24 protein-coding genes and 1 pseudogene are annotated in these 25,440 nt (G+C 49.2%); 12 read left to right on the top strand and 13 right to left on the bottom strand.

From position 1 onward, the window contains the following. Positions 1-1,510, top strand: a pseudogene (locus tag AACT35_RS05590) (mannose-1-phosphate guanylyltransferase); the annotation flags it as partial. Here AACT35_RS05590 and AACT35_RS05585 read toward each other — a convergent pair. The 3 genes from AACT35_RS05585 to pyrH form a co-directional block, all read right to left on the bottom strand. Then, entirely contained in the window at positions 1,507-1,782 is a 276-nt protein-coding gene (locus tag AACT35_RS05585; RefSeq protein WP_065716154.1) for a DUF6439 family protein, read from the bottom strand. The pseudogene AACT35_RS05590 and the gene AACT35_RS05585 overlap by 4 nt on opposite strands. Before the next feature lie 65 nt (positions 1,783-1,847). Further along, the gene (gene frr, locus AACT35_RS05580) at positions 1,848-2,396 is read right to left on the bottom strand and encodes a ribosome recycling factor (protein WP_012306579.1); all 549 of its coding nucleotides are present in this window, start codon (positions 2,394-2,396) and stop codon (positions 1,848-1,850) included. Further along, on the bottom strand, positions 2,383-3,105 hold the full coding sequence (pyrH, locus tag AACT35_RS05575; protein WP_012306580.1) for a UMP kinase: 723 nt from the start codon (positions 3,103-3,105) through the stop codon (positions 2,383-2,385). The genes frr and pyrH overlap by 14 nt, the downstream gene beginning before the upstream one ends. Before the next feature lie 173 nt (positions 3,106-3,278). Here pyrH and pgeF point away from each other — a divergent pair, with 173 nt between their 5' ends. Continuing rightward, entirely contained in the window at positions 3,279-4,067 is a 789-nt protein-coding gene (pgeF, locus tag AACT35_RS05570; RefSeq protein WP_099241136.1) for a peptidoglycan editing factor PgeF, read from the top strand. A gap of 141 nt (positions 4,068-4,208) precedes the next feature. On the opposite strand, the gene AACT35_RS05565 is transcribed toward pgeF, so the two are convergent. The 3 genes from AACT35_RS05565 to AACT35_RS05555 all read right to left on the bottom strand — a co-directional run bounded on the left by AACT35_RS05565 (position 4,209) and on the right by AACT35_RS05555 (position 6,446). Continuing rightward, positions 4,209-5,189 (bottom strand): 30S ribosomal protein S1, encoded by a 981-nt coding sequence (locus AACT35_RS05565; protein ID WP_012306582.1) that lies wholly within the window; start codon positions 5,187-5,189, stop codon positions 4,209-4,211. A gap of 433 nt (positions 5,190-5,622) precedes the next feature. Further along, a complete protein-coding gene (gene nrdR / locus AACT35_RS05560; RefSeq protein WP_099241154.1) occupies positions 5,623-6,168 on the bottom strand; it encodes a transcriptional regulator NrdR in 546 nt (181 codons plus the stop codon). Positions 6,169-6,350: 182 nt separating this feature from the next. Beyond that, entirely contained in the window at positions 6,351-6,446 is a 96-nt protein-coding gene (locus AACT35_RS05555; protein ID WP_012306584.1) for a photosystem II reaction center protein T, read from the bottom strand. Between the two features lie 192 nt (positions 6,447-6,638). Here AACT35_RS05555 and AACT35_RS05550 point away from each other — a divergent pair, with 192 nt between their 5' ends. Continuing rightward, positions 6,639-7,562, top strand: coding sequence for an RluA family pseudouridine synthase (locus tag AACT35_RS05550; RefSeq protein ID WP_099241135.1), 924 nt, complete (start codon positions 6,639-6,641; stop codon positions 7,560-7,562). A 476-nt stretch (positions 7,563-8,038) separates the two neighbouring features. Here AACT35_RS05550 and AACT35_RS05545 read toward each other — a convergent pair whose 3' ends face one another. After that, positions 8,039-9,451, bottom strand: coding sequence for a hypothetical protein (locus tag AACT35_RS05545; RefSeq protein WP_099241133.1), 1,413 nt, complete (start codon positions 9,449-9,451; stop codon positions 8,039-8,041). A gap of 5 nt (positions 9,452-9,456) precedes the next feature. Here AACT35_RS05545 and AACT35_RS05540 point away from each other — a divergent pair, with 5 nt between their 5' ends. The 3 genes from AACT35_RS05540 to AACT35_RS05530 all read left to right on the top strand — a co-directional run bounded on the left by AACT35_RS05540 (position 9,457) and on the right by AACT35_RS05530 (position 12,691). Further along, positions 9,457-11,250, top strand: a complete 1,794-nt coding sequence (locus AACT35_RS05540; RefSeq protein ID WP_216820583.1) for an RNA-directed DNA polymerase — start codon at positions 9,457-9,459, stop codon at positions 11,248-11,250. A 31-nt stretch (positions 11,251-11,281) separates the two neighbouring features. Further along, positions 11,282-11,998: a 3'-5' exonuclease gene (locus AACT35_RS05535; RefSeq protein ID WP_099241131.1), complete on the top strand. Its 717-nt coding sequence runs from the start codon at positions 11,282-11,284 to the stop codon at positions 11,996-11,998. A 291-nt stretch (positions 11,999-12,289) separates the two neighbouring features. After that, positions 12,290-12,691, top strand: coding sequence for a GFA family protein (locus tag AACT35_RS05530; protein WP_071932317.1), 402 nt, complete (start codon positions 12,290-12,292; stop codon positions 12,689-12,691). 70 nt (positions 12,692-12,761) lie between these two features. Here the strand turns inward: AACT35_RS05530 and AACT35_RS05525 are convergent, their stop codons facing one another. Continuing rightward, entirely contained in the window at positions 12,762-14,375 is a 1,614-nt protein-coding gene (locus AACT35_RS05525; RefSeq protein WP_099241130.1) for a S8 family serine peptidase, read from the bottom strand. A gap of 119 nt (positions 14,376-14,494) precedes the next feature. Between AACT35_RS05525 and AACT35_RS05520 the strand changes: the two genes are divergently transcribed. Further along, entirely contained in the window at positions 14,495-16,081 is a 1,587-nt protein-coding gene (locus AACT35_RS05520; RefSeq protein WP_099241129.1) for a glucose-6-phosphate isomerase, read from the top strand. A 23-nt stretch (positions 16,082-16,104) separates the two neighbouring features. Here the strand turns inward: AACT35_RS05520 and AACT35_RS05515 are convergent, their stop codons facing one another. Next, entirely contained in the window at positions 16,105-16,695 is a 591-nt protein-coding gene (locus tag AACT35_RS05515) for a DUF4334 domain-containing protein (RefSeq protein WP_254048094.1), read from the bottom strand. A 111-nt stretch (positions 16,696-16,806) separates the two neighbouring features. On the opposite strand from AACT35_RS05515, the gene AACT35_RS05510 reads away from it, so the two are divergent. Then, on the top strand, positions 16,807-17,445 hold the full coding sequence (locus AACT35_RS05510; RefSeq protein ID WP_339374591.1) for a Uma2 family endonuclease: 639 nt from the start codon (positions 16,807-16,809) through the stop codon (positions 17,443-17,445). Here the strand turns inward: AACT35_RS05510 and AACT35_RS05505 are convergent. Together AACT35_RS05505 and AACT35_RS05500 are read right to left on the bottom strand one after the other, a co-directional pair. Next, positions 17,442-18,500 carry a M42 family metallopeptidase gene (locus tag AACT35_RS05505; RefSeq protein WP_099241152.1) on the bottom strand — a complete coding sequence of 353 codons (1,059 nt, stop codon included), beginning with the start codon at positions 18,498-18,500 and terminating at the stop codon, positions 17,442-17,444. The two genes, AACT35_RS05510 and AACT35_RS05505, sit on opposite strands and share 4 nt — an antisense overlap. Positions 18,501-18,648: 148 nt before the next feature. Further along, a complete protein-coding gene (locus tag AACT35_RS05500; RefSeq protein WP_065710384.1) occupies positions 18,649-19,113 on the bottom strand; it encodes a glutathione peroxidase in 465 nt (154 codons plus the stop codon). A 141-nt stretch (positions 19,114-19,254) separates the two neighbouring features. Here AACT35_RS05500 and AACT35_RS05495 point away from each other — a divergent pair, with 141 nt between their 5' ends. Beyond that, the gene (locus AACT35_RS05495; RefSeq protein WP_065710385.1) at positions 19,255-20,244 is read left to right on the top strand and encodes an NAD-dependent epimerase/dehydratase family protein; all 990 of its coding nucleotides are present in this window, start codon (positions 19,255-19,257) and stop codon (positions 20,242-20,244) included. Here AACT35_RS05495 and AACT35_RS05490 read toward each other — a convergent pair. After that, the gene (locus tag AACT35_RS05490) at positions 20,241-21,614 is read right to left on the bottom strand and encodes an SGNH/GDSL hydrolase family protein (protein WP_099241127.1); all 1,374 of its coding nucleotides are present in this window, start codon (positions 21,612-21,614) and stop codon (positions 20,241-20,243) included. The two genes, AACT35_RS05495 and AACT35_RS05490, sit on opposite strands and share 4 nt — an antisense overlap. A gap of 142 nt (positions 21,615-21,756) precedes the next feature. Between AACT35_RS05490 and AACT35_RS05485 the strand changes: the two genes are divergently transcribed. Beyond that, complete coding sequence (locus AACT35_RS05485) at positions 21,757-22,230, top strand: low molecular weight protein-tyrosine-phosphatase (RefSeq protein WP_065716169.1); 474 nt, start codon at positions 21,757-21,759, stop codon at positions 22,228-22,230. A 32-nt stretch (positions 22,231-22,262) separates the two neighbouring features. Continuing rightward, positions 22,263-23,225, top strand: a complete 963-nt coding sequence (locus AACT35_RS05480) for a CAP domain-containing protein (protein ID WP_099241126.1) — start codon at positions 22,263-22,265, stop codon at positions 23,223-23,225. 119 nt (positions 23,226-23,344) lie between these two features. Here AACT35_RS05480 and btpA read toward each other — a convergent pair whose 3' ends face one another. Next, positions 23,345-24,178: a photosystem I biogenesis protein BtpA gene (btpA, locus tag AACT35_RS05475; RefSeq protein ID WP_012306602.1), complete on the bottom strand. Its 834-nt coding sequence runs from the start codon at positions 24,176-24,178 to the stop codon at positions 23,345-23,347. Positions 24,179-24,415: 237 nt separating this feature from the next. Between btpA and AACT35_RS05470 the strand changes: the two genes are divergently transcribed. Next, positions 24,416-25,393 carry a cysteine synthase A gene (locus tag AACT35_RS05470; protein WP_099241125.1) on the top strand — a complete coding sequence of 326 codons (978 nt, stop codon included), beginning with the start codon at positions 24,416-24,418 and terminating at the stop codon, positions 25,391-25,393. The last annotated feature ends 47 nt before the right edge of the window (positions 25,394-25,440 follow it).

Below are 25,440 nucleotides of genomic sequence, written 5' to 3'. Positions count from 1 at the left end.
GGGGGCATTATCCACCGTGGAAGAAGAAGCCCACATTGGTACTGGCGTGCGGATCTGGCCCAATAAACGGATTGAGGCGGGGGCAATTGTGAATATCAACCTCATCTGGGGCAGCACGGCCCAGCGGAATCTGTTTGGTCAGCGGGGGGTTTCTGGCCTCGCCAATATTGATATCACCCCCGAATTTGCCGTCAAGCTGGGGGCGGCCTACGGTTCGACCTTAAAAATTGGCTCGATGGTGCTAGTTTCACGGGATCAGCGCAGTGTCTCGCGGATGGTGAGTCGTTCCTTGATTGCGGGGTTAATGTCGGCGGGCATTGGCGTGCAAAATCTCCAGGCCACAGCGATTCCCATCGCCCGGACCATGGCGAATATTTTAGATGTGGAAGGGGGAATTCATGTGCGGCTCCACCCGGAACGGTCGGATCATCTGCTAATTGAATTTCTCGACAGCCAAGGAATCAATATTTCTAAGGCGAAGGAAAAGAAAATCGAGGGGGTTTATTTTAAAGAGGATTTAAGACGGGTGGCGATCGCCGAAATTGGCGAAATGTCCTGTCCGGCGCAAATTATTGAGCAATATAGTCAGCGCTTTGAAGATCACCTCAATATTGGTGCCTTGATGAATAGCGGCTCGAAGGTGGTCATTGACTACGCTTATGCTGTTTCTGGTGCTGTTTTGCCGACTATTTTGAATAAATTTAGCTGTGATGCCGTTGTCCTAAACGCTAGCCTCAAGCAAAATTCCCCCGTGGGCCAAGAGAAAGAATCCCTACTGTTGCAGTTGGGTCATGTGGTAGAAGCCCTACGCGCCAGCATGGGAGTACAGGTTGCCGCCAACGGAGAACAACTCACCCTCGTCGATGAATCGGGACTATCTATCTATGGGGAACGCCTCACGGCCTTGCTGACGAGCATTCTCTTCACGGCCAGTCCACGCAGTTCCGTCGTGGTGCCCATCTATGCGTCGAGTGCTGTAGAACAAATTGCCCGCCGCCATGATGGCCATGTGATCCGCACCAAGGCCAACCCCACAGCCCTCATGGAAGCCTGCCGGAATAATCCCCATGTGGTGTTGGGGGGAAGCGGAGACATGGGTTTTATTTTTCCGGAGCTGCACCCTGGCTTTGATGCGATGTTCACAATTGCCAAATTAATTGAGATGTTGACCATCCAAGAGCGATCGCTCGGTCAAATTCGGGCAGAATTACCAATCGTTTTCCACAAGTCTTACACGATGCGCTGTCCCTGGCGAGTGAAGGGAGCTTTAATGCGGCACTTAGTCGAAATCCATGAGAGCGATCGCCTGGTGTTGATCGATGGCGTCAAAATTATTGATCCGGTTTCGGATAACTGGGTGCTGGTGCTGCCCGACGCTGGGGAACCATTAGTACATATTTACGTCAACAGTGAAAGCCGGGAATGGGTCGAAGAATCCTTGCGGGATTATCGCCACAAGGTGCAGAGTTTCATCGAACGGGAACAAAACGGCGATATGCCAGAATTTTAGGACGCGGTTTTACGACCATGGTCGGGACAAGGGGGCGCGGAGATTGTCCGGTCTAACCATCCTTGGGCCTGTTCTAGATGTTGCAGGGCGGCGGCGGGATTGTCATTCAACAAAAAAACCAGAGCCGCAGATAAATGTTGTTGGGCTTGGACTTTACGGTTGCCTTTTAATCTGTGCCAATCATTAGGGGCGATCGCCAACTTTGCCGCCAGTGCCTGTGCCAATTCAAGGCTATCGATTTGAGTTAAATCAGACGTTAAAACATTACCCATCACAAAAACCCATTGATTGCGAATATATAAAAATGTCGGGGTTTACCACGGTAAACCCCGATACCCTAGACCGTCATAATGTCTTTTTCTTTGATCTTGAGCAGGTCATCGATTTTTGTCGTAAACTCGTCCGTCACCTTCTGGATATCGTCCTGTAAGCTACGGGATTCATCCTCGGAAATGTCGCTATTTTTCTCCTGTTTGCGCACATCATCAATGGCATCACGGCGAATATTGCGGAGGGCAACTTTTCCTTCTTCAGCTAATTTTCCAGCCGTTTTGACCAATTCTTGACGGCGCTCCTTCGTTAACGGCGGAATATTTAAGCGGATATTTGTCCCATCATTGTTGGGGGTCAGACCCAAATCAGACATGGAAATGGCCCGCTCCACATCACTCAAACTACCCCGATCAAAGGGTTGGATCATGATAGTGCTGGAGTCGGGTGTCGAAATACTCGCCAACGATTTTAGGGGAGTTTCTGCACCGTAATATTCCACCGTAATCCGGTCGAGGAGGGAGGCACTGGCTCTCCCTGTCCGGAGGGTATTAAAAGACCGCTGGGTTGCCTCAATGGTCTTTTGCATATTTTCTCTAAGTTCACTTAACTGCACAGGAACCTCCCACGATTGTTCCAACTGGTTCACCTTTAACGGCACGGACAATGTTGCCTTTCTCAAATAGATTAAACACCATAATCGGGATGTCGTTTTCTTTGCAAAGGGCGATCGCCGTCCCATCCATTACCCTTAAATCATTGGCGAGAACGTGGGCATAGGTCAAGCTTTCATAGCGTTTTGCTGCGGGATTTTTCGCTGGATCGCTATCGTAAACCCCATCAACTTTGGTGGCTTTGAAGATCACTTCAGCGTCAATTTCGGCGGCCCTCAGGGCAGCGGTGGTATCGGTGGTAAAGAATGGATTCCCGGAGCCTGCGCCAAAAATTACTACCCGGCCTTTTTCTAAATGCCGGATAGCCCGTCGCCGGATATAGGGTTCTGCGACCTCTTGCATGGCGATCGCCGTTTGGACTCGGGTCGGAATATCGATTTGTTCGAGGGCATCCTGGAGGGTCATCGCATTCATCACCGTCGCGATCATGCCAATATAATCCGCCGTGGCCCGATCCATCCCTTTAGCCGAAGCCTGTACCCCACGGAAAATATTGCCACCGCCAACCACGATCACAATTTGCACACCGCTGGAGACAACTTCCGCAATTTCTTTGGCGATGTCTGATACGATTTGCGGGTCAATCCCGTAACCGAGATCCCCCATCAGAGCCTCACCACTCAGCTTTAAAAGAACACGTTGGTACGCCATCGGTTGTCCCGTTCCTATCTAACTCGCGTTTTGCCTCCATTAAAATAGCAGCTTTTCGGAAATTGCGGCCCGACCCAAGAAAACTTTGCGCCCTGAAAAAGTATTTTATTTTTTATTACCATTTAGATTATTAAAGTGAATCTAAATCAAAAATTATCACTGGAGAAACGGCAATGGGCGCAGTCACCGCCGCAGATCAATGGCATTGGCAAGAATGGGAAGGGCGGCCCTATTTAACCTGTGAGCTGTTAGAGCCTTGGCACCATGGCTTTTTCACCCAAGCTTTTGCGCCGGAACTGCCAGAAAATCTTGTGAGAATTTTCCATCCGGAAATCCCGGCCTACCGTGTCAAACAGGTTCATGGGAATACCGTCCTCACGCCCCACGAAATTAATTGGGAAGGGGAGCATTTTTCGCCAGCGGATGGGATTGTTTCAACGGCTTCCCAACAGGCTGTTTTTGTCGCCACAGCAGATTGTACGCCAGCACTCATTGGCGATCGCCGCACCGGACAAGTGGCAGCCATCCATGCCGGCTGGCGTGGCACAGCAAAACGAATTATCCCCGAAGCGATTCAAAAGTTTCTCGATGCGGGTTCTGAAATAAAAGATTTGCTAGTTGCCCTTGGCCCGGCTATCAGTGGCGAAGTTTACCAAGTCTCCACCGATGTTGCCGTCGAGATGGGAGTCAGTTTAGGCTTGCAGGATCTTGCAGATGATCTCGATGGGATGCTCCTCGCCCTGGAAAATCTCCTGGATTCGCCGATCCTGCCCGATGATGAACATGAAAAAGTGCGCCTTGATGTTCGTCGCGTCAATCAATTACAGCTTGAGCAGTTGGGTCTAGATCTTGAGCAAATGGCGATCGCCCCCCACTGCACCTACCAACAGCCCGAACATTTCTTTTCCTATCGCCGCAGTAACCAAAAAAACGTGCAATGGTCAGGAATTGTCTCTCGCTAACCCCAGGCGAAAGTTTCGATAAAAAAGAGAGGCCTTCGCAGTACCTCCCTTCATCATTAAAATTTGCAATCAATTGTGCAGTTTATAGAAAAAGCTTGTGGAACCCAAAGGAAAATACTTGGTTTCCGCAACTCCTTCACCCTACTCTGTTGCACTCATGTATTCATCATCAGTATCGAGATCTTCACTCTCGTCCACTTGATCTTCAACGGTCAGACCAGCCGCTTCAGCCCGGAGCTTTTCACGGTACTTCTCTGCCATCTCCTCGGCCTTTTCAAACACAAGGTCGCGGTTCTTGAGCATATCGCCCGGTTCGGGTTCAAGCTGCTTCGTCGACAAGGAGATCCGACCCCGTTCCGCATCGAGATCAATGATCATCACCTTCAGTTCGTCGTTCACCTGGAAGACGCTGTGGGGCGTATCAATGTGGTCGTGGGAGATTTCAGAAATGTGGAGCAGGCCGCTGACACCACCGATATCAATAAACGCACCATAGGGTTTGATCCCACGGACAGAACCCACAACGACTTCGCCGACTTCCAGGCCATTCATCTTCCGTTCAACCAGTGCCCGACGGTGGCTGAGGACGAGGCGATTGCGGTCTTCATCGACTTCGAGGAATTTGAGGGGCAGTTCCTGGCCGACGAGATCTTCTTTCGCTTGGCGAGTGCTGATGTGAGAACCGGGAATAAAACCGCGCAACCCTTCAATACGCACCAAAGCACCACCACGGTTGGTGGCAAACACCAAAGAGCGAACCGTCGCATCTTCTGCTTGGAGTTGACGGACACGTTCCCACGCTCTCATGTATTCAATGCGGCGGATGGAGAGGGTAAGCTGACCATCTTCGTTCTCATCGGTGAGAATGAAAAACTCACGGGTTTCGTCAGATTGAAGAACCTCATCGGGAGTATCCACACGGTTAATGGACATCTCCTGGATGGGAATATATGCTGCGGTTTTCGCGCCGATGTCGATCAATGCACCTCTTGGCTCCATGCTAAATACGGTGCCGGGAACGATATCTCCAGGGCTGAAGTGATAATCGTATTTGTCTAAGAGAGCGGCAAAATCGTCATGGGTAAAACCAATATCTACTGTAGCTGTGTTCTGACTGACCATGTGTGTTTCTATTCCTAGTGTTTAATCTCCTGAACTTTTGTTGCTGACCTCCAACCTCGATACGCGACCGACCTTTGGGATTTAAGGCACAACCCAAAATGGCTTTTTCATAACATATGTTTGGTGGGAGAAATAGTCTAGGGATGGGAAAGCATCGCCTCGACTAGCTTTGGGTAAATTACGGGAGCCTTGGATGTCTTCAAATTTGAATGCTTGATGACATCTTGATAAGTAATTTACAGCAGCAAGAAAAACCGTACTACGATCAAGGCAGTATGGCAGGGTACATATCTTAAAATGTAAAAGTTAAATATATTAAGATACAGGATATCAATAGTATCTCAAAAAATGGCGCAGATCCATAAGTTCCCAGGCTTATTTTTTCGGCTGTCACTGCAGGGGAACGGGATCAACAAAATAAATCTCGTTTAATCTAGTTTGCAGAGGGCGTTAGGACTGAGGGAGAAGTCAGATCTTCTGATTCTTCGTCTCCATTGAGGGTCTGAATCCAGAGGTTGGCTTGCTCGGCATTGTCCTGGAGATGACTGAGGGTTTCGATAAAGTCATCGACTCCTTGGAACTGACGGTACACGGAAGCAAAACGCACGTAAGCGACTTCACTTTCTTGGCGGAGCCGATGCAATACCAAATCCCCAATTTGGGCTGTGGTAATGCTGCGCTTGGGTTTCTGTTGGAGTTGGGCTTCGATTTCTTCGGCGATCGCCTCTAGGGTCGAGGGTAAAACGGTTGTTTTTTCGCAGGCCCGCACCATACCCCGCAAAATTTTAGAGCGATCAAAGGCTTCACTTTGACCATTGCGCTTGATCACAGAGATGGGCACAAATTCGATCCGCTCGTAGGTGGTGAAACGGTGTTTGCAACTGAGGCATTCCCGACGACGGCGGATACTCCGTCCAGCGCCAGTGGATCTTGACTCTAAAACGCGACTATCAGTATGTTGACAATAGGGGCATTGCATAACGATTGGAACAGAAAAAAGTTGGCCGATCTGAGCGAAATATGGCAGCCGTTGATCGGTGCATCTTAATGATTGGGGGAAAATGGAGAAAGCCTGAACCAAGAAAAAATCTGCCCCAAAAGACAAACTTTTCGCTTTAGTTCAGGGATGATCTTCAAAGGTTGGTATGAGAAAATCAAAGTTTATTTTTCGATACGGGGGGGTTCGCGGAAGGCGATCGCGAAAAAGAGAACCGATAACGCCATCGCTAGCACAATAATGTAAGCAACACTATCCATGTTTTTAAAAAATCCTTGGGTTTTGAACTTTTACTTCACTTTAACATTTTTTTGTTCGGATCCTCAGTTGGGGTTTTGTTGATAATTGAGATTTTAAGTTTTTTAACGTTTTCTGCCCCGTTTGGGAAAAATATGAGGTCTTGGGGGCTTGGGGAAAAGATTTTTGCAGACTATTCGAGGCACAGCTAGGGGATGACGGAACAAATTTTAGAATTAAAAGTTGAAGGAGCAGGGGAACGCCTGGATCAATGGTTGGCCCAGCAGCTCCCAGAGTTGTCACGGTCTCGTTTGCAACGGTTGATTGAGCAGGGTCAAGTGCAGCTCAATGAAGCCCTTTGCCAATCGAAAAAGACAAAATTAAAAGTGGGCGATCGCCTAATACTCAAGATTCCCGCCCCAGCAACCATGGCCCTCGCACCGGAGGCAATGGATCTGGATATTTTGTTTGAAGATGAGCATTTTTTAATCGTTAATAAACCCGCTGGGATGGTGGTACATCCGGCACCGGGAAACTATACCGGCACCCTTGTCCATGGGTTGTTGGCCCACTGCGGCGAGAATTTAGCAGGCATTGGTGGGGTACAGCGGCCTGGCATTGTGCACCGCTTGGATAAGGACACGACCGGGGCGATCGCCATTGCAAAAACAGACCAAGCCCACCAACATCTACAGGCGCAAATCAAGGCCAAAACAGCGAGACGGGAATACATGGGGATTGTCTACGGTTGCCCCCGGAACGATGCTGGGACAATTGAGGCACCGATTGCACGGCATAAAGGCGATCGCAAAAAAATGGCCGTCGATGAAACGGGGCGTCCGGCGGTGACCCACTGGGAGATCATGGAACGCCTGGGTAATTATTCCTTGCTCTATTACAAACTAGAAACGGGGCGCACCCACCAAATCCGCGTTCACAGTGCCCACATGGGAAATCCGATCATCGGGGATCCCCTCTATACCAGCAATAAATTCGATAAGGTCAAACTCACGGGCCAAGCACTCCACGCCCGCAAGCTCATGGTCGAACATCCAGTGACCGGAGAAACGATCGAGGCGATCGCCCCTTTACCTCCAGAATTTGAAAAGTTATTGCGGTTTTTGCGGCAACGACATTAGGTCGTTCAAGTGGGCAAAATACTTATTCTGTACCTAAGATCAGGATTAAGATGTAGTTTTTATGAACTGAGTTTTCTTGGATTTGAGAGAAATATTGCCTTCAGTTGTAAATAGATCAAAACTTTCAAGCATATGAGAGTAATTACGGAGAAATCGGGGAAAGTAAGACCAATGGGAATGAGTCACGAGCAAGATGGTATCTACATTTTAGAGATTTATCATCAGTCAGGGAAAGTCAGTGAGAAGCGGTATACCAACAAGGAGCTGGCTTGGCAAGGATATCAAACACAATGCAAGCATTATGGGAGACGCAAGCTCAAGCTCTATGTAGCAGCTTCTTATTCGTATACAAGTGGGACATTATTAGCAGCACATAATTTCTCTGGACTGAAAGGCGTATTGCAGAAATAAGACTATTTGGCTGCAAAAAAACTCTAGGCGCAAATAACAATCACCTTCACTTTTCCCCTAATGATTTAAGGTAAGCCACCGCGCCATTGGATTACCTGCTGAGTCTGATGTTCTCCGAAACGCCTCTCGGCTGTAATTTCTAAATCCACCACCATTCCGCTCTGGAGATACTCTTGATCCAAGGGGAGATCGCCTAAGCGCAGTTGATATTCTGAACCAATTTGCTGCACTGCTTCTGGGGAGAGGCATCCGCTATAACGGGTTTCGTAGGTGTAGCCCTCCCGAAATTGGGGTGTGGGATTACGGGTGCGGTAGGTGACAATAAATTGTGTGTCTAACCAATCGCTCCGAGACCCTAGATCGAGGATGCTGAAAGTTAGATCGCGGCCAGTTCCCCGCAAACCCTGGCGGATCAATTGGGTGGCCTCATCTGCCTGCATTGCCCGGTTAACTTGGATTTGGAAACCGTTACCCTGGGGTTGAACGGTGTAATCTAACCAAGCTTCCCCCGATTGTTGTACTGCTAACTGCCGACTGTCTCCCAGGCTGAGGCTAAATTGTGCTTGGTTAAAAGCAGTTTGGGGTTGATCAGCGGCCCAAACCAGTTGAATCGGCGCAGTGAAAAGTTCGACATATTCACGATAGGTATCAGGAACCTGGGAACCGCTGGCTAATTTGCTGCGTAATCCCGTGGGCGATCGCCAAATATTTTTGCTGAGGGTCGTCCCCGATCGTTCCAATGCGGCGAGAGAAATGGTGGTGTTGGGATTGTCGGTGGGGATAGCGGTTAAATTTTGAATGAGGGTCACGGTGCCAGGAGTTCCATTTCTGCCAGGGTTACCATCGGGAGCGTTACGACCATTGCGACCGGGGGTGCAGTAATAGCGTTGTTGAGTACATCGCTCTTCTTTTCTAGGTTTTTCTTCGGGATTATTGCTGGCCACTTCTTCCAAACGGCAAGTTTCGACGACCCAAGAGGAATAGGGGCAACCACAGCCGCGCCCCCCGTAACCGCCTCGCCCCTCTAGTCCACCTTCGCCACCGCGATTGTCGATAAAAATGAAGCTGAGATCCTGGGGCTGTTGATAGAAAATTGTCACATCCGCGCCATCGCCCCCATTACCACCGTTGCCGCCTCGACCGCCATCGCCCCCATCAGCGCCCCGAATATTGTGTTCTGGTCGTCGCCAATAGCTAGAACAGCGGGCCGCTTCGCCATATTCGCCGTCGGTGCCTGGTTCGCCGTCGCCACCCTTTAGGTCAAACGTGCGGGCGGTGCCATCGGTAATGATCGTTTGATCTTGGGCACTGCTACCGGAGCGACCATCGCGGCCAGGACGACCATCGCGCCCCGTCTGTCCCCACGAGAAGGAGTTATTGTAATAGGGATAATGCTGGGAAACCCCAGGGGCGATCGCCCCGACCATAATTACCCCGACCACAACGCTGCCAATTCCCACCCAATGGTGCCACTTCATCGCGTTTGACCCCTGATTTATCCGCCCGGATATTACTCCGTGACGGGCTAGAAACCTCTTTAGTTTCTAGTTTACCCAGCAGTCCACCAGGCAAAAGGCGATCGCCTAATCTTGGACGGATTTTTCTGCGCAACACTCCACATTTAGCTGTTTATGGAGAAATTTTCTATATAAAAATAACAGAGGAAGCATTGTACGAAAATCATCAGCATAATAGTTATGTGTTCCGCTCAAAAATTATTCAAATAAGTTGGAGAAAGCCTTATTTTCTTTATATCTATTACCTAGGAGATTCTCAATTCATGAAGCGACTGGTCGAATTGTCAAATGAAGAGGCAAAACAGCACTTCTTAAAGGGGAGTAGCTACTTTAATGGAGATATGCCAAGCTACATCAGCTTTGATACGCTTCTGAGTGACGTTGATGCTGTCTTAGCAGGGCAAAACTATCCTGCATTCAAGAGTGCTAATCCGTGTAATTTTCAAAACGTAAACTATAACTTCATCGCAAATAAAGATGGCAGGTTTGCTTGGAGACCTTTAGAGCTAATGCACCCAGCTATCTATGTTTCATTAATAAATGTGATTTGTGAGTCCTCCAATTGGGAGCACATTACTCAGCGTTTTTCTGAATTTGAAGGAGGAGCCGTTGATTGTTGTAGTGCTCCAGTAATGTCAATTGACAATCAAACAGATGTAGCAACACAGATTAAGAGTTGGTGGCAAAGAGTTGAGCAGCAATCACTTTGCTACTCCTTAGAATTTAGTCACGTTCTCCATACTGATGTAACTGATTGCTACGGGTCCCTCTACACGCATAGTATTTCTTGGGCTCTTCATGGTGTAGAAGAAGCCAAACAGAACAGAAGAAAAAATAGCCTACTTGGAAACAAGATCGATTCACACATACAAGCAGGTCGCTATGGACAGACAAACGGCATCTCACAAGGCTCGGTTCTGATGGATTTCATAGCAGAAATTCTGCTTGGTTTTGTAGACCAACAAATTACAAGAAGTCTTGGTGAGTCAGAGGATTTTCAAATCCTGAGATATCGTGATGATTATAGAATATTTGCTAATAGTGATGATCGAGCTGAAGAAATATTGAAAATCATAAGTGACGAATTGCGGTCGGTCGGCATGAAGTTGGGTGTTTCAAAGACTTTCATGAGCAAGAACGTTATTGAGGGATCGATCAAGCCAGATAAGTTAGCTGGAATTGATTTAAATGATCTTGGAATCACTAATGCAAAAACAATTCAGAAGCAGCTCCTACGACTACATTCATTTGGTCAACGATTTCCAAATAGTGGTGCATTACGTCGTTTGGTGAGTGATTTTCACATAAAATTATCGGAGCAAATAGAGAGACCAGATGATTTAGAAGTACAAGTTGCGGTTGCTACTGATATTGCTGTCGTTTCACCCAATACTTTCCCAGTCATTGCGGCGATCTTAAGTTATCTAATTTCGCTTGCTTCTAGTGAGGAAAAAAATCGTTTATGGAAAAAGGTACTAAAGAAAGTGAAGCGTGTGCCTTACAATGGCTACCTTGAAATATGGCTACAGCGGGTAACGCAGCCCCAATCGGTAGGCATAAGTTTTTCTAGCGAGGAAGCAATTTGTCAAATCGTGAACGGGGAGTCTCCGGACTTATGGGAAAACAATTGGATTGCCAGCAGTGATCTAAAAGCAGCATTGGACGTTTCAAAAATTGTTGTTGGTTCAGCGAGTGACGCTGAAGAAGTTGTCAGCCCAGAAGAAGTCGCATTGTTTCAGCAAAGCGCATGGGCATACTGATTCATCTTTACTTCATATAGGTGATCATCTTATGGAAATTTTAGTCGTTGATACGGAAACAACAGGGCTTGATCCTGAAAATGATAAGCCAATAGAAGTTGCAGCAATTCTTTGGTCAACACGTCACAAAAGTACACTTATTCAAGTAAGTACTTTGATTGGTTATAAGCAGGAAGTTCCTAATCCTGTAGAGTCAATAAACAAAATTTCATCTGAACTGCTAGGAAAAAGCTTTCCATACCAACCCGCCTTAGAGCTTATCAATCAGATGTCTCACTCCGTGAAATATATTTGTGCTCACAATGCTGATTTTGACAAAGAGTTTTGTAAAAGAGTTGTTGGATTAAATATTCCTCTCTCTAACTGGGTTGATACTCAAGATATACGTTATCCAAACTCAAAGTATTGCCAAGGAACCAGTCTAAATAATTTGGCTATCATACATGGAATTCCCATTGTGGATGCTCATAGAGCTTTAGATGATTGTAAAACCTTAACTAAGCTCTTATCACTGGTACCAAATCTTGAAGAAGAACTCAAAAGAGCTTCACGACCAAAAGTTTTAGTCAAAAGCCTTGAAGAAAAGCCGGGAACCTTGAGTAAAATGCATGGATTTAAGTGGCATTCTATAATTCCATATTCATGGGCCAAATATATGCCGAAAGAGGATATTTCGTCTTTGCCTTTTAGTGCAGTGCAAGTCTCTTTAGAAGAGAGCATTAATGCTCAGGACAATAATAGAAGTTAAAATATTAGGCTATAGTAAACACATAACGTTATCGTTACACAAGAAAAAACCTGTTTGACAGAAAAATTAGGGCATTTTCGCTGTCCACCAGGCGATAGGTGATCGTATCATCCTGCGTTGGTAAGTTTTGGCGATCGCCAAATTTTGGACAGATTTTTTTTGCATAACACCCCATATTTAGCGGAGGAAAAAGTTTCTATATAAAAATAACAGAGAGGGCACTATACAAAATTTTTTTGCATAATACATAGTCTATGTGTGCATCACCTAGAGGTCATAGAAAAAAGAAAGATGACTGATTACTTTGGTTCTTGTCTGTGTGGAACCACGAAATTTCAAGTACAAGGGGAGTTCGACAGCTTTTACCTGTGTCATTGTCAGCATTGCCAAAAAGATACAGGGTCGGCTCACTCGGCAAATTTATTTTCGCGGTCTGCTAAATTGATTTGGCTGGCTGGTGTGGATGCAGTGACTACATTTACGCTTCCAGGTACTCGCCACAACAAAAGCTTTTGTAAATTCTGTGGTTCAGCATTGCCAAGCACTCAGATCGCTGATTTTCTCGTCATTCCCGCAGGGTGTTTGGACACAGAAGTTTCTATGTCGCCAACTGCCCACATCTTTACATCGAGCAAAGCTGCTTGGGATAGAGCGTTAGGGGAACTGCCAAAATTCAAAGGGTTGCCAAGTTGAGCGACCATCACATAACAATTCAAAGCACGCTAACTTCAGCATCCTGAAATACAGTATTTGACGAAAAAAATCAGGGTGCTGTCGCTGTCCACCAGGCGATCGCATAATCCTGGGTTGCTTGATTGGCTTGCTCGGCATAGACAACCCGCACTTTATACTTTCCCGTTTGTGGTATGGGGCAAAAAATATGTTCAACGCTATCAACGGGGCTGGTAGAGCGACATACCGCCTCGCCTAAGTTGTCAGCATCCGCTGGCAAGAGATAAAGATTGAGATCATTCAAGCCGCGATCCGTAAAACTTTCTCCCACATCATACAGACCATTATTGTTCTGGTCATTCAAGTCCACCCAACGATCCCAGATGAGGGTCAGGGCTACAAAAGAATCCCGTTGCAGGGGCATGGCGAAAGGATAGTCCTGAAACTCTTGGGCGCTAATTTTGTCATAATTCCAACCCCGACTCGGTACAGGCGCTGTTGTTGACCATTGTCCGGCGGCCAATTGTTGGTAGGCGCGCTGGGCGTTGAGTTGTCCTGTGCCCATTTCAATATCCAGAGGAATATCGGGATTTTTGTAAGCGTCCCCTTCGAGCCAGGTACGATTTTGTTTACTGAGAATCGTGCGGGTCATTTCCAGAGACTTCCCGTCCCCAGTATCGGCAATTTTATCGGCACTGTTGAGCAATACCGCTTTCATCACTTCATGGCGACGGGCAGCGAGGCTCCATTGGTCGGCCTGGGTTTTTAGTTGGCGATCGCCAAATTCCTGTAACAAGGCAACGGTGCCAGTGATGTGGGGGGCCGCGAAACTCGTACCGCTCACCCGGTCGATTTTATTAAAGGTGGTGATCAGATTGAGCTGACTACCGGGGGCACTGAGGCTAATGGCCCGGCGGGAACCCGTATTAATTTCCTGGCGAATCAAACGACTGCCACTGCCCACAGGTAGGGAACTGAGATTAGCAAAATCAATTTTATTAAACACCTCCCCTTGGAACTGCGTGGTGTAGGCGGTGGTGATGCCGTTGTAATGATCCGTCGGAATGGGGATGCCACCAGTGCCTTGGTTTCCGGCTACCACATGGAGGACATCATAAACCCGCGCTGTCCAGTCTAAACATTGGGTCAAAAGGGCATTGCCATCTAAGGCTGGATTCGGCCGGGGATCGCGACTGAGGGATTCCCCAAAACTGAAATTGATCGCCCGCACGTCGCCGCCATTTTGTCGGGCAATGTGTTGGGTCGCGAGACATTCCTCTGGTTGGGCCGAATCGTCAGTGGAACCGATCGCCGAGGAAAACAGACGGGCTTCCGGGGCGACTCCCAGTTGGCGTTTATCTTGTCCGACCATAATTCCCGCCACCATGCCCGCGTGGTCATCGACATGATCATCGGGGGTCGCCTTTTCGTTGAGGAAAAACAGTTGGGAAAGTCCCAGTTGCGGTTGCCAGACGGCCCGTTTATCGAGACCAAATTTACCGGGGCGACCAATTTCTACTTGGCCAATGGCGATTTTGCGGCCCAGTAGATCGTAGGGTTCACGGTGGAGGGCGGTGGCTTGAATCCCGTTGTCGCCGATAGAGGTATTAAAGTCCTGGGCGATCGCCCCCTCAAATCCCCCAAAAACCGTCAAACCGAGGGTGAATATCCCAAAAAGCGACCGTTTTTGCCTAAATCTTCCCATGATCTTCCGCTATTAACCCAAAACTGAATGCTAAACAATGTGAATTGCTACATAAATCGGCGCCAGCCTCTAGTTAAACTTAACGTAAATCATCAAAAAACAGGTTGAGAAGTTTATATATGGATACCGCCGCACTCTGGCAACGTTACCAAGCTTGGCTCTACTACCATCCGGAACTCGAATTTTACGTCGATATCAGTCGGATGGGCTTTGATGAGGCGTTTGTACAAGGTTTACAACCGAAGTTTGCAAAGGCATTTCAAGATTTAAAAGCGATCGAAGCCGGGGCGATCGCCAACCCCGATGAAGGCAGAATGGTGGGTCACTATTGGTTACGTAACCCTGATCTCGCCCCCAATGCGGAACTAAAAGCAGATATTGTTGACACCCTCGAAAAAGTCGAAAAATTTGCCAAGGCAGTGCATGCGGGAGAAATTACGGCTCCCGGTGGTGTGCCGTTTACCGATATTCTCTCCATTGGCATTGGCGGGTCTGCCCTCGGCCCCCAATTTGTCGCGGAAGCCCTCGCCGATGTGGATGCGCCGTTAAAGATCCATTTCATCGATAACACCGATCCCGACGGCATTGACCGCACCCTCGCCCAGGTCAAAGATCGACTGAATACCACCTTGGCGATCATCATTTCTAAATCTGGCGGTACCCCCGAAACCCGGAACGGCATGGTTGAGGTGAAAAATTTCTACAAAGCCCACAAAATTGATTTCTCTTCCCATGCAGTAGCGATTACCGGAATTGGCTCCAAACTCGAAAATGTGGCGAAATCCGAGCATTGGCTGACAACTTTTCCGATGCATGACTGGGTGGGCGGTCGGACTTCCGAATTATCAGCCGTGGGTTTAGTTGCCGCCGCGTTACAGGGCATTGATATTCGGGCAATGCTCGACGGCGCAAAAATTATGGACGATGCCACCCGCATTCCTGAACTGAAACAAAATCCGGCGGCATTATTGGCTCTGGCTTGGTATTACTCCGGTAATGGCAGGGGCGAAAAGGATATGGTGATTTTGCCCTACAAAGACCGTTTATTGCTCTTTAGCCGCTATTTGCAGCAACTGATCATGGAATCCCTCGGGAAAGAGGAGGATCTTGACGGCAATAAGGTCTACCAAGGGATCGCCGTCTACGGAAACAAGGGTTCCACTGACCAGCACGCCTATGTGCAACAACTGCGGGAAGGGGTTCCCAATTTCTTCGCGACCTTTATCGAAGTGTTAGGCGATCGCCAAGGGACATCCATCGATATCGAAAATGGCGCAACCAGCGGTGATTTTCTGTCTGGCTTTTTGCTCGGCACCCGCGAAGCCCTCTACGACAATGGCAGGGACTCGATCACCATTACCGTTCCCGATGTCGATGCCCGTACTGTCGGTGCCCTGATTGCCCTCTATGAACGGGCTGTCACGATCTATGCGTCTTTGGTCAATATCAACGCTTACCACCAACCTGGCGTCGAAGCTGGGAAAAAAGCAGCAGCATCAGTGCTCGATCTCCAGAAAAAAGTGGTGGATGCGGTAACGACGAGTGAGTCCCCTCTGACCCTCGATAGCCTAGCGATTAAAGTCGGGGCGGTTGAACAAATTGAGGTGATTTACAAAATTGTCCGTCATCTGGCTGCCAATGGTCGCGCCTTGAAATTAGAGGGCAATCCGGCTCAACCTAGTGCGCTAAAGATTAGTCGTCTCTAAGTTCAGAATGTCTCACATTCAAGCTATGGCTGACCTGTCACGCGCTCCAGGATAAAGAAAAATGGCTGGGTAGATTGCTTGAAATCCATCACACCAAACACCTGATTTTCGTTGATTTTCCTAAAGGAATCGTTGATGGGCAGGCAGTCATAGATCATGGTGGCGCTGACTTTGCCGCGATATTCCATCATTCGGAGTCTGGCTTGGCTTTTTTCGGTTTTAAATAGGCCATTGAGCAACCCCAGAAACGGTTTAAAGGCCGGGTTTTGGGGCATGGGCAATTTCAAGACCATCTCCATGGTTTTGAGGTTGGGAGCTACTTTAAAAATTTCTCCCTGACGACCAGAAAAAAGTAGGGGATGTACGGTTTCCGGGTCGATAAATTCTTTGCCGTACCAGTTACCTAACTCCAGCAGACCATCCATTGGGTGCCCTGTATAAATTCCCCGGCCTCGCCACCGTCCCCACATAAAGTCCAGATCAACAGTTTCGAGGCGGTCAAAGAGTTCAAGGGCTTCCTGGGTCGTACCTTGGCCTGTTTGCAAAATGCTTGGTAACTCAGCTGTGGTCGTCATCGGCGATCGCTTTCCATCAATGTTTGGGGTCATTTCCATAGGCTAACAAGAAATTCAGGCAGTGATAGATCTTGAGAAAAGCGAGTTTTTTAGATGGGAGCCTGGCGACATCGCAAATCTTGATTTAGAGATTATTGGCCCTATTGCGTTTTGGGGGGCTGGCAATGGGCGATCGCCCCAGAAGACATCGACTACACTAAAAATATCAATACTCCCAAAAAAACCATGGTTGCCAATGCAGTTCGCTGGACAGTACAGGATCTCGAAGCCATGCCCGACGATGGCGGCTGGAAACGCTATGAAATTATTGATGGAGAATTAATCGTGACCCGTGCGCCCCATATTTTTCATCAAGATGCGGCTGGTAATCTCTATTTTGAGTTAACCCAATGGTCGCGAAAATCTCAGCTAGGCAAAGCTTTTAATACACCAGGTGTAATATTTTCCCCGAATGATGGCGTGATTCCAGATGTGGTGTGGGTGAGCAATGCCCGTCTTGAAACGGGTGTGGATGAGTCGGGGCATTTTACCGTTGCGCCAGAACTGATGATCGAAATTCTCTCAGCGGGCAAACTGAATGAGCAGCGGGATAAAGAGGCAAAGCGTAAATTGTATTCACTCTATGGGGTGCAGGAATATTGGGTAGTGGATTGGCGACTGAAAACCATTGAGGTTTATCGACGACATCAAGCGCAATTGGAATTAGTCTGTACGCTGTTGGGTGATGATGCGCTCACTTCACCGTTGCTGCCCGATTTTGCGATCGCCATTGATCAAGTCTTTCGTTAAGCTCGACTTTTCGGATGTTGGCAATAGGCGAACAAAATATCAATGCAGTGGGCGATCGCCCCAAGGTGAGCAATTTCATAACCGTGGGTATTTTCCGTGGGGAAACTAAGACAAGCGCCTCGGCACACATGGCCAAATTTCATCGCAATGGAGGCATCACTACCAAACCCCTGAATAATCGCTTGTTGGAGCGGTCGGTGAATGCCAGCGGCGGCAGTGATAATTTCTTGATTCAGGCCTTCGTCGTAGATCCCGTAACCATCCTGGGACAGTAACACGGGCCGATCCCCAGCGGCGATCGCATATTCCCGCGCCAGGGGACAAATTTCCAGGGCAACCAAAGCATCCAGTTGAGTATTTTGACTGAAGTAGAGCGCTCCCACAGCACCCACTTCCTCCTTCGCTGAGGCGACTAGATAAACATCTTGGGGTGGATTTTTGAGCCGTTGGGCCAGTTCAATCAGAATGACGAGGGAAGCTTTGTTATCGAGGGTATAGCTGGCGATGTAATTTTTCAGGCGGAACGGTTTTTTGCGGTGTTTCCCGACTACGACCCGACTCCCCGGACGCACCCCAGCGGCGAGGAGTTCACTACTATGACACTTCGTTTCCAGCCAAGCCTGGTGCCACTGGACGGGTTTTTCCGTTTGCAGTAGTTTCTGGGGAGATTCGTGGGAAACGTGGCGCGAGCCAAAACTGAGAATCCCGGAAATCGTTGTGTTATCACCGAGGATATCCATAACCCCTTCGCCGTAGATCCAGGGATAAGCCCCACCTAAAGCTCGAATTTCCACGCGACCCGTGCGTTCATCCACCTGTTTAACGATCGCCCCGATTTCATCTTTGTGGGCGGTGATGGCGATCGCCCCTGCTTCCGGATTCTGACCAGGAATTTTGACAATGATATTGCCAGCTCGGTCTTGCCAATGGTTCATCCCAAGTTTGGCGAACAGAGCGAGGAGATAATGGTCAATTGCTGTTTCTTGGCCACTGGGGGAATGGTGCATGACTAAAGTAGAAATTTGCTCAAAAAGCAGGTCAAAATCGTGGCTCATGGTCAAAAAAGTTGTGGAGAATGGAGGAAAAAATAAGGAAAATCGCCCCCAGAATTCTCGCAACTTTATCTGAAGAAAAACAGAAGTGCGGGAAGGGGCGATCGCCAATTTCAAGTCCCCCTTCCAAAGGGGGATTTAGGGAGATGTATTAACCCAAAGCTTTTTCAATGGCCGCTTTCAGGTTTGCATCATCGGGGGCCGTCTGGGGCTCAAAGCGTTCGATGACTTCACCGTCACGGCCGACGAGGAATTTGCCGAAGTTCCAGGCGATATCGGGGCCATTTCCCACGAGGAACTGGTACAGAGGGCTGCGGTTTGCGCCGTTGACATCCTGCTTTTCAAGGAGCGTAAAATCTACGTCATATTTGGTCTTGGTGAAATCTTTGATTTCGTCAGGGGTGCCGGGTTCCTGGGCGCCGAACTGATTACAAGGAACGCCGACAATCACCAAACCGCGATCGCCATATTCTTGATCGAGGGCAACCAGGCCACTGTACTGGGGCGTCAAGCCGCATTTGCTCGCTACATTCACGAATAAAACGACTTTATTTTCGAGGGTTTCCGGGCTGAGGGGCGCGCCGTCTAGGGTTTTTAACACTGTGGGTAAAGCCATGGTGATGATTACGAATTATTACGACAGTTCCCATTATCGGGGATCGACGGGGAGCAGGGGTAGGCTCGGTCAAAATTTTTCGGGACAGGCCCCCACATACTAAACTAAGGGGCAACTTTCCATCGCGCATCCCGCCCACCCATGACGAAAAAGGTCTTTATCACTGGCGCTAGTGGCTGCATTGGCCATTACCTTGCTGAAACGTTTATTTACCACACCGATTACGAGCTTTATCTGTTGGTGCGATCGCCCGAAAAATTACGCTTCAACACCGAAGCCCGGGGCGGCATTCATGTGGTGCAGGGGGATTTATTAGATATTGAGCAGCAGGCAGATCTCCTAAAAACGATTAACGTGGCGATCTTGGCGGCCACAGCCTGGGGTGGTGCCCAGGAATCCTTTGAAACCAACGTGGTAAAAACCGCCCAGCTTATTGATCTGCTCGATCCAGAAATTTGCGAACAGGTAATTTATTTTTCTACGGCGAGTATTCTGGGGCGCAACAATGAAGTGCTCACGGAGGCCCGGGACTTTGGCACCGACTACATCCGCACGAAATACGAGTGTTACCAAAAGCTCGGCACCTTAAAATTAGCACCGAAAATTTCCGTGGTTTTCCCCACCCTGGTGGCAGGGGGCGGTGAAAATAAACCCTTTTCCCATCTGTCGGGGGGCCTGCGGGATCACATTAAATGGCTATCCATCGCCAAGTTCCTCAGTGCTGACGGCAGTTTCCACTTTATCCACGGTGAAGATATTGCGCGGGTCGTGCGCCATCTGGCAGAAAATCCACCAACCATCCACTTTGATTTGCCCCCCGGAGAATTAGACCCCGATCGCCAGTTTGTGTTGGGCAATGAACCGTTAACCGCCGACAGGGCGATCGCCGAATTGTGTGAGCACATGGGCCAAAAAATTTACTTTAAAATCCCCCTGTCCCTGTGGTTGGCGAATTTCATCATCAAAGTTTTTCGGATTCAGTTGGCGGCCTGGGATCGCTTTTGCATCGACTACCGCCATTTCACCTACGGCAAAACCTACAATCCTCGCAGCTTCGGTTTAGAATCCGCTTGCCCAAAACTGAGTGATGTCCTCACCAGTGCTGGCATTCCCCCCCGACGTCGTCCTTAATCCAGGAAGAAATTTTCCGGGATAATCTGCATCTTTGGTAAATTGGCGATCGCCCCGTAAAGTTGCTCAGCCATCACCTCATTTGCAGCAGCATTAATGTGGATCGGGTCGATAAAAGTCGGCGTGGGGAACTGATTATCGAGGCGATAAAAATCAATAAACTCCAGATTATTCGGAAAGTCCTGGGCCAGTTGTTGCAGTGTCTCAGCAAACTGGGGGTAATAGGTGGTCATTTTTTCTGTGTAGTTATCCCCAAGCTGCTGGCGAATCGCTGCTTCCGTCGGATCAAGTTGAGCTTCAGGGCGTCCAGTGATTTCTGGTTGGAGGGCCACCAACAACGGAATTTGGGCCGCACCACACAGCCCCACCATCTGCGCCAGATTGTCCTGGTAGCGCCCTAGGCGTTCCTGAAATTCTGCATCGGAGTTAGGGAGTTGTTGTGCCAAGCCCGTTGTGTTGCGTTCACGAATGCTAAACACTTCGCCCCCCTGGTTCGCTTTGCGGGGGGAAGTCAGGGCAAAAATGGCCCGCATTAAAGCACTTTGTTCGGCCTTATTTCGGAAGGATTCCTTGAGGTATTGGTGGAAGTAGGCATCGGGATTTTTGGCAAATTCTGCTAATTTTGGAATCTCCGTCGCCGCTTGGTCACTGGGGAGGAGAAGATCTTCATAGCCGTTGAGAAGAACAATTAAATCCGGCTGGTAGGGCAAAATCTTCAGGGCAAGCTGGGCCAACTCATTGCCAGAGCTATAGCCAGGTACGGCCACATTCACCACACGGTAGTTTCCCTCTCGAATTTTGGCGGGCAGTTGGGCCAAGCGATTGCGGGTCGGCGGAAAGAAAGGGAAAACGTCCGGGCGATAGGTGCCGGGGGATTGTCGTTGGTCTTGGACACGGTTTTGGAGACGTTGTTCGAGGAAAGCGGCGATCGTCTCTTGGTTTGTCTGGGCACCCCGACCAAAGGCGGTGGAATTGCCAAGGATAAACACACGAATTTCATCTTGGGGTTTGGCGACAGGCAGCGGTTCTTCGTCCCGGAAACCTTGTTCGTTGAGGCTAAAAAATTCACTCTCTTGGCTGCCGACCAGTTCGTAGCCCGTGGCAATGGCTTTCTGGGCGAGAAGTTCGCCGCGATTGTCTAACCCTTGGTAGACGTTTTGATCGTCATCGACAAATTTTAGGCTGTAGGCGATCGCCTCCTGGGAGAGCTGATCATCCTGTCCTTCAAAATAGCCAGACCCAAGCCGAGCCACGACTTCGAGGCCGAGCAGTACCACCGGTACAGCCACCAGGATCGTCCAGGGAGAAACGGATTTTTTCTTTTTTCTTCGACCGAGGGACGAGTAACGACGGCGACCGCGACTAAACATGTACGCTTTCCTTTTACGAGAGAATTTCCAACTATTTTCAAGGGAGATGGCCCATTTGTCATGGGGAATTTGTGCTTTTCCGGGGAGGAATTTGGGGTACACTGCAAAATTGCGATCGCCCCTTAGCTGAAAAAAATTGACAATGGCCTATAAATTATTATTCGTTTGCCTCGGTAACATCTGCCGTTCCCCCTCCGCCGAAAATATTATGCGGCATCTCCTGGAACAAGAAGGTTTAAGCAATAAAATTCTCTGCGACTCGGCCGGGACTTCTAGCTATCACATAGGAGCCGCCCCAGACCGACGGATGCAGGCAGCGGCCCAAAAGCGCGATATTCGTCTGGTGGGTAGCGCCCGGCAATTTTCCCGCGCTGATTTTGAAGCATTTGACCTGATCCTGGCAATGGATCGCGCTAATTATCGTGACATTTTGTCCCTAGACCGGGCAGATATCTATGGCGAAAAAGTTAAAATGATGTGTGACTACGCCACGAATTTTCCCGACAGCGAAGTGCCAGATCCCTACTACGGCGGCCAATCGGGTTTTGACTATGTGATTGATTTGCTCCTCGATGCCTGCCAAGGACTCCTCCAGGAGATTAAACAGGAAATGTGATGGTGTAGGCAGTTTATTTCCTCGGTCACACCATGTTTATCCGCAATGCAACGGCGATCGCCTTGTTGGGCCTCTTTTGGTTCCAGGGGGCAGCTAGTCACAGTCATCCAGTTCCCCAGGGGCCAACCCCAATTCTCCTGGCCCAGCCGACTATCTTTGAAGTGGGCGATAAAGTTGATATTGAGCGGCAAGGGAGTTGGCGGCCCGGTGAAATCCTTGCTATCCAAAGTGCTCCCGAAGCAGCCGTGCGTTATCAAGTGCGGTATTTGGACGTGGGATTCGTGGAGGACAATATCAGCCCAGAAAGATTACGGCCAACCGTTGCTACTCAACCTGTAGCGGGCCGCTTACCCCAAATCAATAGCGTTAGTGAACCCATTTATGTCGAACGGGATGGCGTTTGGGTCGAAGCCAGTATTCGGAGTTATAGCTACAGCTCCCGCACGGGAAATCGCTTTACGGTGCAATATCGCGACAATGGCCGCCTTGAAACAGATGTTGTGGCTCAACGGGTGCGTTCAGTGGCAGAGGCAAAAGCCGCCGGGATTGAAGTGAGTGAATTTGATCTCTCCACCCAGGCTGGCATTGAACAGGTGTTAGCGGCCCATAATGAGTGGCGATCGCCCCACAATTTGCCAGATTTGGTTTGGTCAGAAACCCTCGCCAACCATGCCCAAACTTGGGCCGAACGTTTAGCCGCCCAGGAAAGGGTAGAACACAATACCAGCGATGACTATGGTGAAAATATCGCAAAGTCTAATAATTTAGTGCTCTCGCCAACGGCGGTGGTTAATCTCTGGGGAAACGAAATTCAAAACTATGACTACGGCACTAACCGCTGCCAACCAGGTAAAGTGTGTGGCCACTATACCCAAATCGTGTGGCGTGATACGGAGAAAGTCGGTTGTGGTATGGTGCGTAAGGATAATGGCTGGGAAGTTTGGGTCTGCAACTATGATCCCCCCGGTAATTACCGGGGTCAGCGACCCTACTAAGCCCTGGGGATTGGACAATATTTTTCAGGTAAAAAACAGCAAGCACCACACTGTCAGCAAAGCATCAGCATCAAGCCAGAACTTTTAAAAAAATACAGCACCCGTGCCCGCACACAGGATTAGGCAAATTGTTTCTGGCGCATCTGGCGAATTTTAATCCCCTGTTGGGCTGATTCCATAAACTGCGACACCCGCAACGGATCAATGGGTTCACTGAGCTTGCCATGACGTTTGAGGGAACTGGCGACAATGGCCCCGTCTGCCACCTGGAGGAGGTTGCCGATATTCTCCCAGGTTGCACCACTACCAATCAAAATCGGCGTATCCCCTGCATTGGCACGGGCATCTTTCAAGTCGTCCATTTTCGGCACTTGACCCGTCGCCCAACCGGAGAGAATTACCGCATCAGCTAAACCCCGCTCTACGGTGTCGTGGATGGCGGCGGTGAGGTTAGGCGTACTGATGGGGTGGGCGTGTTTTACTAAGACATCTGCCAAGATTGCTACGTCTGCATCGAGTTCGCGGCGGTATTTCAGCAGTTCGTAGGCATTGCCTTCAATTAAGCCTTGATCGGTGGCCATTACCCCGGTGAGCACATTCACACGAATAAACTGGGCGCCAGTACAGGCGGCGATCGCCATCGCACTTTTGGCATCATTGCGGAGGACATTAAGCCCCAGGGGGACAGTCACCAACCCCGCAAGACGATCCATGATCAGGGTCATGGCGCTGATCGTGGCGGGATCAACCCGGTCTTTTGTGAAGGGGGCATCAAAGAAGTTTTCGATAATAATGCCGTCAATCCCCCCCGCAGCGAGGGCCGTTGCCTCCTGTTCCGCGCGGTCCATCACCTGACGAAAGTCACCTCCCCAACGGGCAGAGGTGGGCAAAGGCAACAGGTGAACAACGCCAAGGATGGGATTTTCGGTCTGGAAAAGATGTTTGAGATCCACTGATTTTCTTTACGTTCGTTTGTACAGGGTCACTCCCACAGGAGCGATGCCTCGTCACCTTTGCAGGCTTGGGATAGGGCGTAAATTAGTATATCAGGGGCAGGCCTCCCCAAAATTTTGTTTCCCCGAAGAAAAGGCGATCGCCTCCATAATTCACCACAGGAATCGAACCAGCCCATGTCACAATAGGGGGATTGCAACCCACAGTGCAAAAGACAGAAGAAACAGAATCAACCTATGGATATCAAAGACGGTTTTGTTGGTGCAGTTGGCAACACCCCCCTCATTCGCCTAAACAGTTTTAGTGAAGCAACGGGCTGTGAAATTTTAGGCAAAGCAGAATTTCTCAATCCCGGTGGTTCCGTCAAAGACCGGGCCGCCCTCTACATCATCAAAGACGCCGAAGAACGGGGCCTGCTCAAACCTGGTGGCACCGTTGTTGAAGGCACCGCAGGGAACACAGGCATTGGTCTGGTTCATATCTGCAATGCCAAGGGTTACAAATGCATCATTGTGATCCCCGAAACTCAATCCCAGGAAAAAATTGATCTGCTCCGCACTCTGGGGGCCGAAGTGATTACGGTTCCGGCGGTGCCCTATGCCGACCCTAACAATTACGTGAAATATTCCCAACGGCTCGCCGCAGAAACAGAAAACGCGATCTGGGCGAATCAGTTTGATAATCTGGCCAACCGCCGCGCCCACTACGAAACCACTGGCCCGGAAATTTGGGCTCAAACCGACGGCAAAATTGATGCTTGGACCGCTGCCACGGGCACTGGGGGCACCTATGCTGGCACTGCCCTCTACCTCAAGGAAAAAAATCCTGACGTTAAATGTGTTGTGGCCGATCCCATGGGCAGTGTGCTTTATAGCTATGTGAAAACGGGCAAACTCGACCGGGAAGGCGGCTCAATTACAGAAGGCATTGGTCAAGGACGCATTACCGCCAATATGGAAGGGGTGCCCATGGACGACGCCATTCGGGTTGATGACCAAGAAGCGGTGCGGGTTGTGTATCAACTCCTAAAAAAAGACGGCCTGTTTATGGGAGGCTCCGTAGGAATTAATGTCGGTGCTGCCTATGCCCTCGCGAAGGAAATGGGGCCGGGTCATACGATTGTGACGGTGTTGTGTGACAGTGGCGCTCGTTATCAATCTCGCCTCTTTAACCCAGAATGGCTTGCCAGCAAGGGCTTGTCAGTGCCAGATTAGCGATACATTTTGAAGGCGATCGCCTACTTTTTTTAAATTATGGAAAC

Origin of the sequence: Synechococcus sp. BDU 130192 (genome assembly GCF_963876085.1) — a bacterium.
In the GTDB taxonomy this organism is placed as follows: Bacteria; Cyanobacteriota; Cyanobacteriia; order Cyanobacteriales; family MRBY01; genus MRBY01.
The sequence above is the reverse complement of the archived record's forward strand: the minus strand, read 5'-3'. Positions and strand labels throughout refer to the sequence as shown.

Excerpts from the sequence above, each read along its gene's own strand:
- AACT35_RS05530 (WP_071932317.1), top strand. The coding sequence starts at position 12,290 with ATGACTGATTACTTTGGTTCTTGTCTGTGTGGAACCACGAAATTTCAA.
- AACT35_RS05535 (WP_099241131.1), top strand. The coding sequence starts at position 11,282 with ATGGAAATTTTAGTCGTTGATACGGAAACAACAGGGCTTGATCCTGAA.
- AACT35_RS05565 (WP_012306582.1), bottom strand. The coding sequence starts at position 5,189 with ATGGTCAGTCAGAACACAGCTACAGTAGATATTGGTTTTACCCATGAC.
- AACT35_RS05480 (WP_099241126.1), top strand. The coding sequence starts at position 22,263 with ATGTTTATCCGCAATGCAACGGCGATCGCCTTGTTGGGCCTCTTTTGG.
- AACT35_RS05505 (WP_099241152.1), bottom strand. The coding sequence starts at position 18,500 with ATGAGCCACGATTTTGACCTGCTTTTTGAGCAAATTTCTACTTTAGTC.
- pyrH (WP_012306580.1), bottom strand. The coding sequence starts at position 3,105 with ATGGCGTACCAACGTGTTCTTTTAAAGCTGAGTGGTGAGGCTCTGATG.
- AACT35_RS05500 (WP_065710384.1), bottom strand. The coding sequence starts at position 19,113 with ATGGCTTTACCCACAGTGTTAAAAACCCTAGACGGCGCGCCCCTCAGC.
- AACT35_RS05515 (WP_254048094.1), bottom strand. The coding sequence starts at position 16,695 with ATGGAAATGACCCCAAACATTGATGGAAAGCGATCGCCGATGACGACC.
- pgeF (WP_099241136.1), top strand. The coding sequence starts at position 3,279 with ATGGGCGCAGTCACCGCCGCAGATCAATGGCATTGGCAAGAATGGGAA.
- AACT35_RS05485 (WP_065716169.1), top strand. The coding sequence starts at position 21,757 with ATGGCCTATAAATTATTATTCGTTTGCCTCGGTAACATCTGCCGTTCC.
- AACT35_RS05555 (WP_012306584.1), bottom strand. The coding sequence starts at position 6,446 with ATGGATAGTGTTGCTTACATTATTGTGCTAGCGATGGCGTTATCGGTT.
- AACT35_RS05495 (WP_065710385.1), top strand. The coding sequence starts at position 19,255 with ATGACGAAAAAGGTCTTTATCACTGGCGCTAGTGGCTGCATTGGCCAT.
- AACT35_RS05525 (WP_099241130.1), bottom strand. The coding sequence starts at position 14,375 with ATGGGAAGATTTAGGCAAAAACGGTCGCTTTTTGGGATATTCACCCTC.
- AACT35_RS05470 (WP_099241125.1), top strand. The coding sequence starts at position 24,416 with ATGGATATCAAAGACGGTTTTGTTGGTGCAGTTGGCAACACCCCCCTC.
- AACT35_RS05490 (WP_099241127.1), bottom strand. The coding sequence starts at position 21,614 with ATGTTTAGTCGCGGTCGCCGTCGTTACTCGTCCCTCGGTCGAAGAAAA.
- nrdR (WP_099241154.1), bottom strand. The coding sequence starts at position 6,168 with ATGCAATGCCCCTATTGTCAACATACTGATAGTCGCGTTTTAGAGTCA.
- AACT35_RS05550 (WP_099241135.1), top strand. The coding sequence starts at position 6,639 with ATGACGGAACAAATTTTAGAATTAAAAGTTGAAGGAGCAGGGGAACGC.
- AACT35_RS05520 (WP_099241129.1), top strand. The coding sequence starts at position 14,495 with ATGGATACCGCCGCACTCTGGCAACGTTACCAAGCTTGGCTCTACTAC.
- AACT35_RS05585 (WP_065716154.1), bottom strand. The coding sequence starts at position 1,782 with ATGGGTAATGTTTTAACGTCTGATTTAACTCAAATCGATAGCCTTGAA.
- AACT35_RS05545 (WP_099241133.1), bottom strand. The coding sequence starts at position 9,451 with ATGAAGTGGCACCATTGGGTGGGAATTGGCAGCGTTGTGGTCGGGGTA.